The sequence below is a fragment of the Pseudomonas sp. HLT2-19-2 genome (assembly GCF_054898005.1).
In genome coordinates this window covers 5,199,935-5,212,500 of sequence record NZ_CM142712.1, presented here as the reverse complement: position 1 = coordinate 5,212,500, position 12,566 = coordinate 5,199,935, and the positions used below count along the sequence as shown (strand labels likewise).

The following is a 12,566-nucleotide window of genomic DNA, read 5'->3' as shown; positions in this document are numbered from 1 at the left end:
CACTAGTCGAGTCGGCCTGCGCGGAAGATGTAACGGGGCTCAAACCATACACCGAAGCTACGGGTATCACTTAGGTGATGCGGTAGAGGAGCGTTCTGTAAGCCTGTGAAGGTGAGTTGAGAAGCTTGCTGGAGGTATCAGAAGTGCGAATGCTGACATGAGTAACGACAATGGGTGTGAAAAACACCCACGCCGAAAGACCAAGGTTTCCTGCGCAACGTTAATCGACGCAGGGTTAGTCGGTCCCTAAGGCGAGGCTGAAAAGCGTAGTCGATGGAAAACAGGTTAATATTCCTGTACTTCTGGTTATTGCGATGGAGGGACGGAGAAGGCTAGGCCAGCTTGGCGTTGGTTGTCCAAGTTTAAGGTGGTAGGCTGGACTCTTAGGTAAATCCGGGAGTCTAAGGCCGAGAGCTGATGACGAGTTACCCTTTGGGTGACGAAGTGGTTGATGCCATGCTTCCAAGAAAAGCTTCTAAGCTTCAGGTAACCAGGAACCGTACCCCAAACCGACACAGGTGGTTGGGTAGAGAATACCAAGGCGCTTGAGAGAACTCGGGTGAAGGAACTAGGCAAAATGGCACCGTAACTTCGGGAGAAGGTGCGCCGGTGAGGGTGAAGCATTTACTGCGTAAGCCCATGCCGGTCGAAGATACCAGGCCGCTGCGACTGTTTATTAAAAACACAGCACTCTGCAAACACGAAAGTGGACGTATAGGGTGTGACGCCTGCCCGGTGCCGGAAGGTTAATTGATGGGGTTAGCTAACGCGAAGCTCTTGATCGAAGCCCCGGTAAACGGCGGCCGTAACTATAACGGTCCTAAGGTAGCGAAATTCCTTGTCGGGTAAGTTCCGACCTGCACGAATGGCGTAACGATGGCGGCGCTGTCTCCACCCGAGACTCAGTGAAATTGAAATCGCTGTGAAGATGCAGTGTATCCGCGGCTAGACGGAAAGACCCCGTGAACCTTTACTATAGCTTTGCACTGGACTTTGAATTTGCTTGTGTAGGATAGGTGGGAGGCTTTGAAGCGTGGACGCCAGTTCGCGTGGAGCCAACCTTGAAATACCACCCTGGCAACTTTGAGGTTCTAACTCAGGTCCGTTATCCGGATCGAGGACAGTGTATGGTGGGTAGTTTGACTGGGGCGGTCTCCTCCTAAAGAGTAACGGAGGAGTACGAAGGTGCGCTCAGACCGGTCGGAAATCGGTCGTAGAGTATAAAGGCAAAAGCGCGCTTGACTGCGAGACAGACACGTCGAGCAGGTACGAAAGTAGGTCTTAGTGATCCGGTGGTTCTGTATGGAAGGGCCATCGCTCAACGGATAAAAGGTACTCCGGGGATAACAGGCTGATACCGCCCAAGAGTTCATATCGACGGCGGTGTTTGGCACCTCGATGTCGGCTCATCACATCCTGGGGCTGAAGCCGGTCCCAAGGGTATGGCTGTTCGCCATTTAAAGTGGTACGCGAGCTGGGTTTAGAACGTCGTGAGACAGTTCGGTCCCTATCTGCCGTGGACGTTTGAGATTTGAGAGGGGCTGCTCCTAGTACGAGAGGACCGGAGTGGACGAACCTCTGGTGTTCCGGTTGTCACGCCAGTGGCATTGCCGGGTAGCTATGTTCGGAATAGATAACCGCTGAAAGCATCTAAGCGGGAAACTAGCCTCAAGATGAGATCTCACTGGGACCTTGAGTCCCCTGAAGGGCCGTCGAAGACTACGACGTTGATAGGTTGGGTGTGTAAGCGCTGTGAGGCGTTGAGCTAACCAATACTAATTGCCCGTGAGGCTTGACCATATAACACCCAAGCAATTTGCGTCGAAAGGCCAGATTGCGGTGTGTGAAGACGAAACGAACCGAAAGTTCGAGATACTCACAAAACACCAAACTATCGCATACCCATTCGCTGGAGCGTGAACCTGCAAAGGCCCACGACCTGGCTACCGAATTTCTTGACGACCATAGAGCATTGGAACCACCTGATCCCATCCCGAACTCAGCAGTGAAACGATGCATCGCCGATGGTAGTGTGGGGTTTCCCCATGTGAGAGTAGGTCATCGTCAAGATTAAATTCCGAAACCCCTATCTGCGTATGCAGGTAGGGGTTTTGTTTTGTCCGCAGGAAAGTAGCTTTCAGTTACAGCACAAATTTGCACAGTTATTTTCGATCCATGACACTAGAATAGATCCAACTTTTTCGGAGCCAGTGCCTTTATGCCAGATCCGGTTGACGCCCCTGGGCTGTCAGAATTACCGCTGGACGACTTGGTAGCGTGTCATGAGTGCGACTTGCTGATGCGCAAGCCCAAGCTCGCCCATGGCGAGAAAGCCCTCTGTCCGCGCTGCGGTTACGAGCTCTACGCCCATCGGCATAACGTCGTACAGCGTAGTCTCGCCTTGGTTCTCGCCGCTCTGTTGTTGTATATCCCTGCGAACTTTTTACCCATCATGCAGCTCCATCTACTCGGGCAGTCATCGCATGACACTGTCTGGACCGGCGTTGTTGGCCTGTTCGATACTGGAATGCAGGGCGTAGCAGTCGTGGTGTTTCTCTGCAGTATGGGAATCCCGCTGCTCAAGCTGCTTTGCCAATTAGTTGTACTGCTGAGTATTCGTTTTGATATCGGACGCAGTTACGGCCTGTTGCTCTACCGCATTTATCACCATTTACGCGATTGGGGGATGCTCGAGGTTTACCTCATGGGCGTACTGGTGGCGATCGTCAAACTGGCAGATATGGCAGCAATTACCGTCGGTCTTGGCTTGGCGTGCTTTATCGGTTTGTTATTAGTTCAGGTCTGGTTGGAGGTTGTGATGTCGCCTCATCAGATCTGGCAGGCTTTATCAGGAGAGGATGCCCATGCGGGCGATTGATGCAGGCATTCTTATTTGCACCGAATGCCATGAATTGAACAAGCAGGAAGCCGATACCAACGAGCAGGTCTGCACCCGTTGCGGTGCGCAGGTTCACGCCCGTCGTCCGAACAGTGTGACGCGCACCTGGGCGCTGCTGGTGACCGCCGCGGTTCTCTACATCCCGGCCAACCTGCTGCCGATCATGACCGTCAGTTCACTGGGGCAGGGCGATCCCAGCACCATCATGTCCGGTGTGATCCAACTGGTTCAGCACGGCATGATTCCCATCGCCGCTGTGGTTTTTATCGCCAGTATTTTGGTACCAACGTTCAAATTGGTGGGCATTGCACTGCTTCTGTTTTCCGTGCAGCGCCGCCAGCCACTGTCGGCTCGCCAACGCATTTGGATGTACCGCTTTATTGAGTTCATTGGCCGCTGGTCAATGCTCGATATCTTTGTGATCGCCATTCTGGTGGCGGTTGTGAATTTCGGACGGCTTGCCAGCGTCGAAGCCAATCTTGGCGCCATCGCTTTCGCCAGTGTGGTGATTCTGACGATGCTTGCCGCAGTAACTTTCGATCCCCGACTGATTTGGGATAACACGGAGTCGGACGACGACCATGACTGATTTGCCTACAGCAAAAACCCGACCGGCCTCGAACTGGTCAGCAATTTGGGTGTTGCCCCTGATCGCCCTGATCATCGGCGGCTGGCTTGGCTGGCGTGCCTACAACGAGACCGGCATCGAGATTCAGGTGCGTTTCGAAAGTGGTGAAGGCATTCAGGCCAACAAGACCGAAGTCGTCTACAAAGGCATGTCGGTGGGTAAGGTGAAGACCCTCAAACTTGATGACGAAGGCAGCTCTAAAGGCGTGATCGCCACCATCGAAATGAACAAGGATGTGGAGCAATACCTGCGGACCAGCACGCGTTTCTGGCTGGTCAAGCCTAGCGTGACCTTGGCCGGCATCACTGGCCTGGAGACGCTGGTCTCGGGTAACTACGTCGCGATAAGCCCGGGCGAGGGTGAGCCGACTCGCAAGTTCAAAGCCCTGGCCGAAGAGCCGCCGCTGTCGGACGCCCAGCCCGGTTTGCACCTGACCATCAAGGCTGATCGCCTCGGCTCGTTGAACCGCGGCAGTCCGGTGTTCTACAAGCAGATCAAGGTTGGCCAGGTCAAAAGCTACTTGCTCTCCGAAGACCAGAGCACGGTTGAACTCAAAGTGTTCATCGAACCCACCTACGCCAAACTGGTGCGCAAACACACGCGTTTCTGGAACGCCAGCGGCATCAGCATCGACGCCAGTCTGTCGGGCGTGAAAGTGCGCAGCGAGTCCTTGGCCAGCATCGTCGCCGGCGGTATCGCGTTTGCCACGCCGGAGAACCGCAAGGACAGTCCGCCCACCGACCCAAGCCTGCCGTTCCGTCTCTACGAGGACTTCGATGCGGCCGCTGCCGGGATTCGGGTCAAGGTCAAACTCAGCGATTTCGAAGGCCTGCAGGCCGGTCGCACACCGGTGATGTACAAAGGTATCCAGGTCGGCAATCTGAAAGCGCTCAAGGTCGACCCGGATCTGTCTGGCGCCACCGCCGAATTGACCCTCGATCCATTAGCCGAAGATTACCTGGTTGAAGGCACTCAGTTCTGGGTGGTCAAACCGTCGATCTCGCTGGCGGGCATCACCGGCCTGGAAGCCCTGGTCAAAGGTAACTACATCGCCGTTCGCCCAGGCGACAAAGGCGCAGCGCCGCAACGTGAATTCGTGGCGCGACCCAAAGCTCCGCCGCTGGATCTGCGTTCTCCGGGTTTGCACCTGGTGCTGTTCACCGAGAATCTGGGTTCCCTGGAAGTCGGCAGTCCGATTCTCTACAAACAGGTCAAGGTCGGTTCGGTCCAAAGCTATCAGTTCTCGCGCACCAAAAAACAGTTGGTGATTGGTGTACACATCGAGAAGGAATACGAAGGTTTGGTCAACGCCTCGACACGCTTCTGGAATGCCAGCGGCATTACGCTGACGGGTGGGCTGACCGGTGGAATCCAAGTCAAAAGTGAGTCGCTGCAAAGCCTGATGGCTGGCGGTATCGCCTTCGAAACCCCGCAAGCGAAAGCGCCGTTGCAGAAACGTATTCCACGTTTCCGTCTGTTCGCCAGCCATGACGAGGCCAACCAGAAAGGCACCGTGGTCACGATCAAGGTTGATCGCGCCGATGGCTTACGCAACGGCACACCTGTGAGATTCAAAGGCCTGGATGTCGGCAAGATTGAAGACGTCGACCTCAGTGATGACCTGCAATCGGTGATGCTCACCGCGCGAATCACAGAAGTGCCGGAGCGTATCGCTCAGGTTGGCAGTCAGTTCTGGGTAGTCAAACCTGAGCTGGGTCTGATCAAGACGTCCAACCTCGAAACGCTGGTCACTGGCCAATACATCGAAGTGCAACCGGCAGCGAAAAACCTCGGCCCGCAGAAGAACTTCGTCGCCCTGACCAATCCGCCGGAAACCGCTAAACAAGAAGCTGGTTTGAGTCTGGTGTTGAGTGCTGCCCGCCGTGGTTCGCTGAAAACCGGTGTGCCGGTCACCTATCGCGAAATCACCGTGGGCAAAGTGACGGGCTATGAACTCGGCCAGACCGCCGATCGAGTGTTGGTGCACATCCTGATCGAGCCGAAGTACGCGCCGTTGGTGCGCAGCGGCACGCGTTTCTGGAACTCCAGTGGTTTCGGCTTTGATTACGGCTTGTTCAAAGGCGCGACGATGCGAACCGAATCGCTGGAGACGCTGATTCAGGGCGGCATCGCTTTCGCCACGCCGGACGGTGAGCGTATGGGCAGTCCGGCGCGACCCGAACAGACGTTCCCGCTGTTCGACAAGTTCGAAGACGAATGGCTGACTTGGGCGCCGAAGATTTCGATCGGCAAGTAAGCCTAAACAGCAGACATGAAAAAGGCCGCGATCCTTTAGATCGCGGCCTTTTTTATTGCTTTGGATTAACGCAAATCAGACGGCATCCAGCTCTGGCTCGTCCGCCTCAACATTAACGGCAGCCTTCACTTCATCGTGACGACGGATGTACTTCCAGTCCGCCTCGTCGATGTAGATACCGTTCGGGCCGCTGCCGCCTTCCAGGTCGATGGCGACACTGGCGCAGACCTGCGGCTTCACACTCGCCAGGATCGGTACGAAGCCCAGTTGCAAGCTGGTTTCCAACAGCGCTGCCTGGTTCTTTTCGTCGATGTCCGCCGCCTCGTCGAGGTAGTACGGCAGGCGCACGCGACCAGCCTGATCGCGGTCCATCAAGTGCAGCAACAAGTACATGTTGGTCAGCGCCTTGATGGTCATGGTCGTGCCGTTGGAGGCGGCGCCATCGATGTCGGTATGAATCACCGGCGATCCGTTGACCTTAGTGATCTCGAACGCCAGCTCGAACAAGTCCTTGAGGCCGAGTTGGTTGTGGTTCGCCGCCACCAGCCGCGCCAGGTATTCCTTGGCTTCTTCGTTTTTGTTGTCCTGATCAGCGCTTTGGCTCAGGTCGAAAACCGAAAGGGTTTCGCCTTCTTCGTACTGGCCGGCGCTGTGGATGATCTGGTCGATGTGTTTGAGCGCTTCCTTGTTCGGCGCCAGTACGATGCGGAAGCTCTGCAGGTTGGAAACCTGACGCTTGTTGATCTCGCGGTTGAACAGCGCCAGTTGATGCTCGAGGCTGTCGTAGTCGCTGCGGATGTTGCGCAGGGTCCGGGCGATGTCGGTCACCGCCGCACGGCGAGCCTTGCCCAACGTCAGCGCTTCGTCGGTGCGGTGCGCGTACGCGTTGATCAGCAGTTGCAGGCGACGCTCCATATCGTCTTCGCTGTCGAACTTGGCCACGCCCTTGAGGCGGACCTGAGCGTACAGCGCTTCGATCTGGCCATCGCTGCGCATCAAACCCTGCCAGCTGTCCTGATAGTCATTGAGCAGCGGCAGCAGGTTGTCCATGGAATCGTCGATCGGGTCCATGAACGGCGTACCGAACGGCAGGTCTGCCGGCAACAGCTGACGGCGGCGCAGGGCGTCGTCGAGGGTGCGTTGCTTGGCTTCCATGCCGCCGATCTGCCGGCCGACCAGTTGCAGCTTGGCCGACAGTTGCTGGACGCGTTCGGTGAAGGCGTCGCTGGAACGCTTCAACTCGTCCTGAGCGGCTTCCATTTGCGCCAGTTGTTCCAGCTTGTCGCTTTCCTCGGCACTCAGGGTTTGTGCGCGGCGGAAATCTTCCAACGCTTTCTGCGCATCCAGCACTTGCTGGTACAGCGCTTCGGTCTGGGTTTTGCTCGCAGCGCGGTCAGCGGCCACGGCAGCTTGAGTTTTCAGTTGCTTGAGTTCTTTGTCCAGACGCTCTTTCTGATCGCGCAACGCCGCGCGGTCAGCCAGGGCTTGCAGCGCTGGAGGCTCGATATGCGAGATGTCGATGGACAGTCCCGGCACTTCGAAACGCTCGCCTTTGAAGCCATCGAGGATCAGCTCCATGGACTTAACCCACTGACCCTCCTCATCCAGCGTAATGCCGTGCTCGCCCAGCGGCAGGCTGAACAGCGCGCTGTTGAACAGACGCATCAGGCGCTCGACATCCTGTTGCGAGAATTCCTCGCGCAAACGGGCGTAGCTGTTGTTGTCGGCGTGATCGAGTTGCTGTTTCACCGACTTCAGGCGTTTTTCCAGATCCCGCAGACGCTCTTCCAAATCTTCGGCGCTGAACTGCCGCGACTGCGCCAACGCACCGGCCAATTCATCGTGTGCGTCCTTGGCCGCGAGCAGTTGCTGCTCCAGCACTTTGACGTCATCAACCAAAGCGAAGCGATTCTTGAGCGCAGACAGTTCACCGAGCCAACGCTGGATGCCGGTGATTTCCCGTTCCAGACGCATCAGCTCCTGAGTGCCGCCGCGCTGATCGTTTTGCAGCGCGTCCTGCTCGTTGCGGTAGTGCTCGGCCTGAATCGTCAGCTCTTCCTTGCGCGCACTGGCGTAATCCGACCAGGTGCCGAGCAGGGAATCGAGCAGCGGCGAGATCCGGTGCAATTTGCCGCGCAGGATATTGCGCTGGGTCACGCCTGCCGCAAGGGCTTCGACCAATGGGCCCGCAATGACCAGCGAGTTGTAGTCCTGCTCCATGCGTCGTACATCGCGGAAGGCTTCTTCGCACGCGGCGATGTAGTCGACGCTGCCGGAACGCAAGCTGTGTTCGAAGGCATCGAGAAACAGCTGCTTGAGCTTGGCGGCTGTGATTTCGCGCATGTGCAGCAGGTTGATGAACAGTGCGCGGAAGGTCTTCAGGCTCTGTTCGCTGGTGGAACGTAACGGGATCAACGTCAGATCCAGCGGAATCGACGTGTGCCCGCCCACCAGCAAACGACGCAGTTCATCTGGCTTGAGCTCGTAGGCTTTCAGACCTTCGCGCTCAAGGTTGCTGAACAATTCTTTCTGACGCAGGCAGGTGTCGTTTTTCTGGTAGTGGGCCAAATCCAGCTTGCCAGCGTAGGCAAAAAACTGGTGACCGAAACCACCGCCCGGGCCCCGACCGACCACACCGATTACGTGCGGACCGTGCGGCAGCGCGACTTCGACCAGGATGTAGCTGGTGTCTGAAGCGAAGTAGAAGCGCCGGGATTGTTCCAGGCTGTATTTGCCGAAACTCATGTCTGACATGCGCGCCAGGATCGGGAACTGCAAGGCGTTGATCGAGGCAGATTTGCCGAGGTTGTTCGCGCCGTAAACCGACAACGGTTCTTCGAGCGGGAACAGGCCGAGGCTGTAACCGGCGGTGTTCAAAAGGGCAAAGCGGCGAATGCCGTAGCGTTCCTTGCTCATGCATCGGTCTCCTGTTCTTCGGCAATGGCGCGGATCATGGCGTCTTCTTCGCTTTCTCCCTCGAAGTCGCTCAGGTCGAGCGGATCATCGGTTTCCAATAGCTTTTCGTCGCTGTCGTCATCGATCAACACGGGCACCGGCAATGGCAGCACGCTGTGCAGGCTGGCCGCCAGATCGCGATCTTGCTGAACCGAGAGGCAGACATCGAGAAAACGGTGCATCGGCGGCAGGAAACGGTAGACGCCGTTTTCTTCGCCGGCGAAACCGAGCTGAGTCATGCGTCGCATGATTTTTTCTTCGAGTTCTTCGACGGTCTGCACTTCAGCCTGGATAAACAGGTCGCGGTACTTCTCCAACAACGATGGCAGTTCATCACGACCGAGGCTGCCGCCGTCGAGCACGGCGACTGGGTCGCGGCCCTGATCAGCCAAATGCTCGACGAGGATGAAGGTGAACAGCGCCAGACGCTGGGCAGTCTTGTTCACCGCCGCAGCGGCCAGGTCCGGCACGAAGTAGTAGAAACCACGGGTGTCGCAGACCAGTTCAAAGCCCAGCGCCTTGAACAGCGTGCGGTACTGGTCCTGGAAATTCGACAGTTGCGCGTACAGCTCCGGGTCGCGGCGGCTGACGTGGTAGCCCTTGAACAGCTCGCGAAAGATCGGCGCCAGCTGGGACAATTCGGATAGATCAAGTTGCATGGGGAGTGCTTGCATAGGGTGTGCTCGCAGAATCCTCGGCGCTGTCGCGGGCCGAGAGCAGGGCGAAGGAGCGCAGGCTGACCTGGTGCTCGTGAGTGTGGTAATCGCGGCGTTCCAGACGCTCGCGGTTGAAGCGTTTTTCCCGCGACAGGCGCGAGAACCAGTAGAGCAATTCGTCGGTAGCGCCGTCCGGCTCCTGCTCCAGCAACCAGGTCATCAGGTCCGGCATCGGCAAGGCGTCTTCGCAGCGTTCGAGCATTTCCCGAACCGTGCGTGGCGCGCGCGGTGCTTCGCCTTTCTGCGTCTTGTGGGCCTTGGGGAAGCGTGCCGGTTTCGGCTCGAAACGGGCCAGGGCGTACACGTAAGCTTCAACCTGACTGGCGCTGCCGAGGAAGGTACTTTGCGGGCGGGTGAACATCGGCATCGCGGCTTGCGGCACCGCATCGATGCCTTTGCGACGGATGGCCGACAGCGCCAGCGCGGCACCGCGGGTCACGGCGTTGTGCCGACGAGCTTCTTCACGCAACGGCAGCAGCAGTTCTCGGGCATGACGCAGGGTCAACTGGGCGCTGGTCTGCATTTCGAGGATGCGCGCGTGAGTACGCAGCAGCATGTCGTCATCGACGAGATGGCCGAGGCGCTGTTGCTCGGTGAGCATCTTCAGCAAGACGTTCTCGACCTTGCGCACGCCTTGTTCGAAGGCGCCGTCGGCGTTCACCAACTGAATCATCGGCTCGACGTATTCGTCCCACGTCGCCAGTACCTCGGCATAACGCTGACGCAGCGGGATCTGCCGGTCGCTGGTCTTGGCGCGTTCGGCGACGGCCACCAGTGCCTGTTCGTCGTTGGCGAGTTTCTTCAAAACATCGCGCACGCGCATGTCGAGCAGGCGCAACTGGCGCGCCAAGTCGTGGCCGTCACGGATGTCGAAGGCGTCCTGGATGTAACCGGCCAGACGCTCGAGGTGGCGCAAATAGGCTTCGATTTCCAGGCACAGGCCCAGACGGTGCTCACGGCGCAGGTAAGCGAGGAAGTCATGGATCTGCGCGTTGAGCTCGAAACGGTTCGGGCTTTTCGCCACGGGAACCAGAATGTCGAGACGGATCCACACGTCCAGCAGGCTGGTGATGTCCTGCGGCGTACTGTCCAGTTGCTGGGCGCCCAGTTGCGTGCGCAGTTCGTTGAGGCTCAAGGTGCCTTGGTCGAAGTGCTCGCACAGTGGCTCCAGAAGTGCCCAGTGTTCAGCGAGGGCGCGCAAGACGCGCTTGGGTTCGATCATCGGAATGGCCGGCTGGTTGTCGAATAAAAGCAGCGATTGTACTGCATCACGCCTGTTGCGATTCACTCTCGGGACGGACAGTCGGCTTTCTATCGATCAACAGCGGGCGATCTTGAGCGAAGGGCGGTAGAATCACCGCACTTTAGTTATCCACAAGTGGCCGACCTTTGCTTATCGAGTCCCGTCGCCGCGCTTATTTGACCGCCATGCAGGTGGTCAACTGGCTGCCGCGCACCGAATTGCCCTTTGCTGCGCCCTCGCGCCCCGAACTGCTGGAGGTGCCCGAGCCGTTGGTCGTCGCCCCGGTGACGCCGGCTCCTGTGGCTGAGGCGCTCGTGGAACCTGTGGCCAAACCGGCTGAACGGGTGAAAATCGAGGTGCCACGGCCATCGTTGGCCAGCACGCGCACGAACGCCAAGGTCGAAGAAGAAGCGGTTCCGGTCGCGGTCAAGGCGCCGATCGTGCCGCCGCCGCGTTTTGCCCTGCAATTGCTGCGGGCCGGGCGCTGCCTGCTGTTGGTCGAGTTACCCACAGGCGAATCGTTCCAGACCCGCGACCCCGCCTATCTGCTGCTCAAGGACATGCTGCGTGCCGCCGGTCTGCCGGACAGCCCGCAAATCGTCGGTGAGCCGGTGCGCTGGCCGTTGCTGGTTCGGGGCACCATGGATCAAGGCCCGGAAGCGGCTCGCGACTTCGTTCAAGGTTTTCTATCGGCCCGGCTGGAAGACGCTCCGTGCGTCTGCGTGTGGCTGATTGGCCTGCCAGCGGTGCGTTTCGCCGGTGAAGCGAACGCCGAATCCTTCAACCGTGAACTCCAGGTCGATGGCCTGGGCTCGGTCTGGGCCCTGCCGGGTCTGGAATTATTAATGGAAGAGCCACAGCGTAAGGCTGATGTCTGGCAAGCCATGCGTCGGCTGATGGCGCGCTGGAAAGAATCGAATGAGTGACGCTGTATCGTTCCGCCCAATGATCGAGGCGGACATGGACGCTGTACTGAAAATCGAATACGCGGCCTATAGCCACCCGTGGACCCGCGGAATTTTTCTCGATGGCCTGGGCAAGTACCAGATCTGGTTGATGTTCGAAGGTTTGCAACAGGTCGGTCACGGTGTGGTGCAGATCATTCTTGATGAAGCGCATCTGCTGAACATCACCGTCAAACCGGAAAACCAGGGCCGTGGCCTGGGCTTGACGTTACTGGAGCATTTAATGTCCCGGGCGTATGACGCCAAGGCGCGGGAGTGTTTTCTGGAAGTGCGAGACAGCAACCGTGGCGCGTTTAAGTTGTATGAGCGTTATGGGTTTAACGAGATCGGTCGGCGCCGGGATTACTATCCTGCCGTCGGTGGTCGCGAAGACGCCGTCGTCATGGCTTGCACTCTGGTCGACTGATGTATTGCTATTTTGGCAAGGGAGGCAAGCTCCCTCGCCACAGATCAACGATTACCGTCTATCGGATCGCGCTGCGCCATTTCCGCCTCATCCAGCCCATTACCACCGCCAATGTCGTCTTCATCGACAATGCTCAAATCCCAATCGGCCTGTTCGCCTTCGCCGGCTTCATGAGCATCGCGTGCACCGTCTTCACGGATCAGGTTTTCCGGGCTCATGTCGTCGTCGGTGGATTCATGGTCCTCGGTTGAGGCCCCGGTCATGCCGGCTTCACGCACTCGATCCCGAGGCATCAGCCGCTCGCGCTCCGTTTCCGGTAGCTCGTCGCCGATTTTACCGCTGGGTGTTTCCTCGTCGAAATCCAGCTCATGCATCGTTCCCATGCGGTCTTCGTTGTCATCGATGGGCTCGGGTTGCACCGCATCGTACGGACGTCGTGATTCAGTCATGGCAATTCCTCATACTGTGGGCCTTACTAGGGTGGACCCACTGGGCTG

9 protein-coding genes and 2 rRNA genes (1 of these 11 cut by a window edge) are annotated in these 12,566 nt (G+C 57.9%); 7 read left to right on the top strand and 4 right to left on the bottom strand.

All coding sequences use genetic code 11. The features are described from left to right. The 5 genes from ACYZTU_RS24435 to ACYZTU_RS24415 all read left to right on the top strand — a co-directional run. Positions 1 to 1,800 (top strand): 23S ribosomal RNA (locus ACYZTU_RS24435) (it extends 1,092 nt beyond the left edge of the window). A gap of 154 nt (positions 1,801 to 1,954) precedes the next feature. Continuing rightward, positions 1,955 to 2,070 (top strand): 5S ribosomal RNA (gene rrf, locus ACYZTU_RS24430). Between the two features lie 148 nt (positions 2,071 to 2,218). After that, complete coding sequence (locus ACYZTU_RS24425) at positions 2,219 to 2,878, top strand: paraquat-inducible protein A (RefSeq protein ID WP_283181676.1); 660 nt, start codon at positions 2,219 to 2,221, stop codon at positions 2,876 to 2,878. Next, positions 2,865 to 3,488 carry a paraquat-inducible protein A gene (locus ACYZTU_RS24420; protein ID WP_461966163.1) on the top strand — a complete coding sequence of 208 codons (624 nt, stop codon included), beginning with the start codon at positions 2,865 to 2,867 and terminating at the stop codon, positions 3,486 to 3,488. Before ACYZTU_RS24425 ends, ACYZTU_RS24420 begins: the two co-directional genes overlap by 14 nt. After that, complete coding sequence (locus ACYZTU_RS24415; RefSeq protein ID WP_461966161.1) at positions 3,481 to 5,784, top strand: PqiB family protein; 2,304 nt, start codon at positions 3,481 to 3,483, stop codon at positions 5,782 to 5,784. Before ACYZTU_RS24420 ends, ACYZTU_RS24415 begins: the two co-directional genes overlap by 8 nt. Before the next feature lie 75 nt (positions 5,785 to 5,859). Here ACYZTU_RS24415 and mksF read toward each other — a convergent pair whose 3' ends face one another. The 3 genes from mksF to mksB are packed head-to-tail and all read right to left on the bottom strand — an operon-like array spanning position 5,860 to position 10,677. Beyond that, positions 5,860 to 8,700, bottom strand: coding sequence for an Mks condensin complex protein MksF (gene mksF / locus ACYZTU_RS24410; protein ID WP_461966159.1), 2,841 nt, complete (start codon positions 8,698 to 8,700; stop codon positions 5,860 to 5,862). Continuing rightward, complete coding sequence (gene mksE, locus ACYZTU_RS24405) at positions 8,697 to 9,398, bottom strand: Mks condensin complex protein MksE (protein WP_461966157.1); 702 nt, start codon at positions 9,396 to 9,398, stop codon at positions 8,697 to 8,699. Before mksE ends, mksF begins: the two co-directional genes overlap by 4 nt. Continuing rightward, entirely contained in the window at positions 9,388 to 10,677 is a 1,290-nt protein-coding gene (mksB, locus tag ACYZTU_RS24400) for an Mks condensin complex protein MksB (RefSeq protein WP_282378765.1), read from the bottom strand. The genes mksE and mksB overlap by 11 nt, the downstream gene beginning before the upstream one ends. 206 nt (positions 10,678 to 10,883) lie before the next feature. Here mksB and ACYZTU_RS24395 point away from each other — a divergent pair, with 206 nt between their 5' ends. Together ACYZTU_RS24395 and rimI are read left to right on the top strand one after the other, a co-directional pair. After that, the gene (locus ACYZTU_RS24395) at positions 10,884 to 11,624 is read left to right on the top strand and encodes an energy transducer TonB (protein ID WP_461971154.1); all 741 of its coding nucleotides are present in this window, start codon (positions 10,884 to 10,886) and stop codon (positions 11,622 to 11,624) included. Beyond that, on the top strand, positions 11,617 to 12,069 hold the full coding sequence (rimI, locus tag ACYZTU_RS24390) for a ribosomal protein S18-alanine N-acetyltransferase (RefSeq protein ID WP_449643107.1): 453 nt from the start codon (positions 11,617 to 11,619) through the stop codon (positions 12,067 to 12,069). Before ACYZTU_RS24395 ends, rimI begins: the two co-directional genes overlap by 8 nt. A gap of 44 nt (positions 12,070 to 12,113) precedes the next feature. Here rimI and ACYZTU_RS24385 read toward each other — a convergent pair whose 3' ends face one another. Next, positions 12,114 to 12,518 (bottom strand): serine kinase/phosphatase, encoded by a 405-nt coding sequence (locus tag ACYZTU_RS24385; RefSeq protein ID WP_461966155.1) that lies wholly within the window; start codon positions 12,516 to 12,518, stop codon positions 12,114 to 12,116. Between the last annotated feature and the right edge of the window lie 48 nt (positions 12,519 to 12,566).

Bases quoted from the DNA above. Each gene is read 5' to 3' on its own strand.
- ACYZTU_RS24385 (WP_461966155.1), bottom strand. From the start codon at position 12,518: ATGACTGAATCACGACGTCCGTACGATGCGGTGCAACCCGAGCCCATC.
- ACYZTU_RS24415 (WP_461966161.1), top strand. From the start codon at position 3,481: ATGACTGATTTGCCTACAGCAAAAACCCGACCGGCCTCGAACTGGTCA.
- ACYZTU_RS24395 (WP_461971154.1), top strand. From the start codon at position 10,884: ATGCAGGTGGTCAACTGGCTGCCGCGCACCGAATTGCCCTTTGCTGCG.
- mksF (WP_461966159.1), bottom strand. From the start codon at position 8,700: ATGAGCAAGGAACGCTACGGCATTCGCCGCTTTGCCCTTTTGAACACC.
- mksE (WP_461966157.1), bottom strand. From the start codon at position 9,398: ATGCAACTTGATCTATCCGAATTGTCCCAGCTGGCGCCGATCTTTCGC.
- mksB (WP_282378765.1), bottom strand. From the start codon at position 10,677: ATGATCGAACCCAAGCGCGTCTTGCGCGCCCTCGCTGAACACTGGGCA.
- ACYZTU_RS24420 (WP_461966163.1), top strand. From the start codon at position 2,865: ATGCGGGCGATTGATGCAGGCATTCTTATTTGCACCGAATGCCATGAA.
- rimI (WP_449643107.1), top strand. From the start codon at position 11,617: ATGAGTGACGCTGTATCGTTCCGCCCAATGATCGAGGCGGACATGGAC.
- ACYZTU_RS24425 (WP_283181676.1), top strand. From the start codon at position 2,219: ATGCCAGATCCGGTTGACGCCCCTGGGCTGTCAGAATTACCGCTGGAC.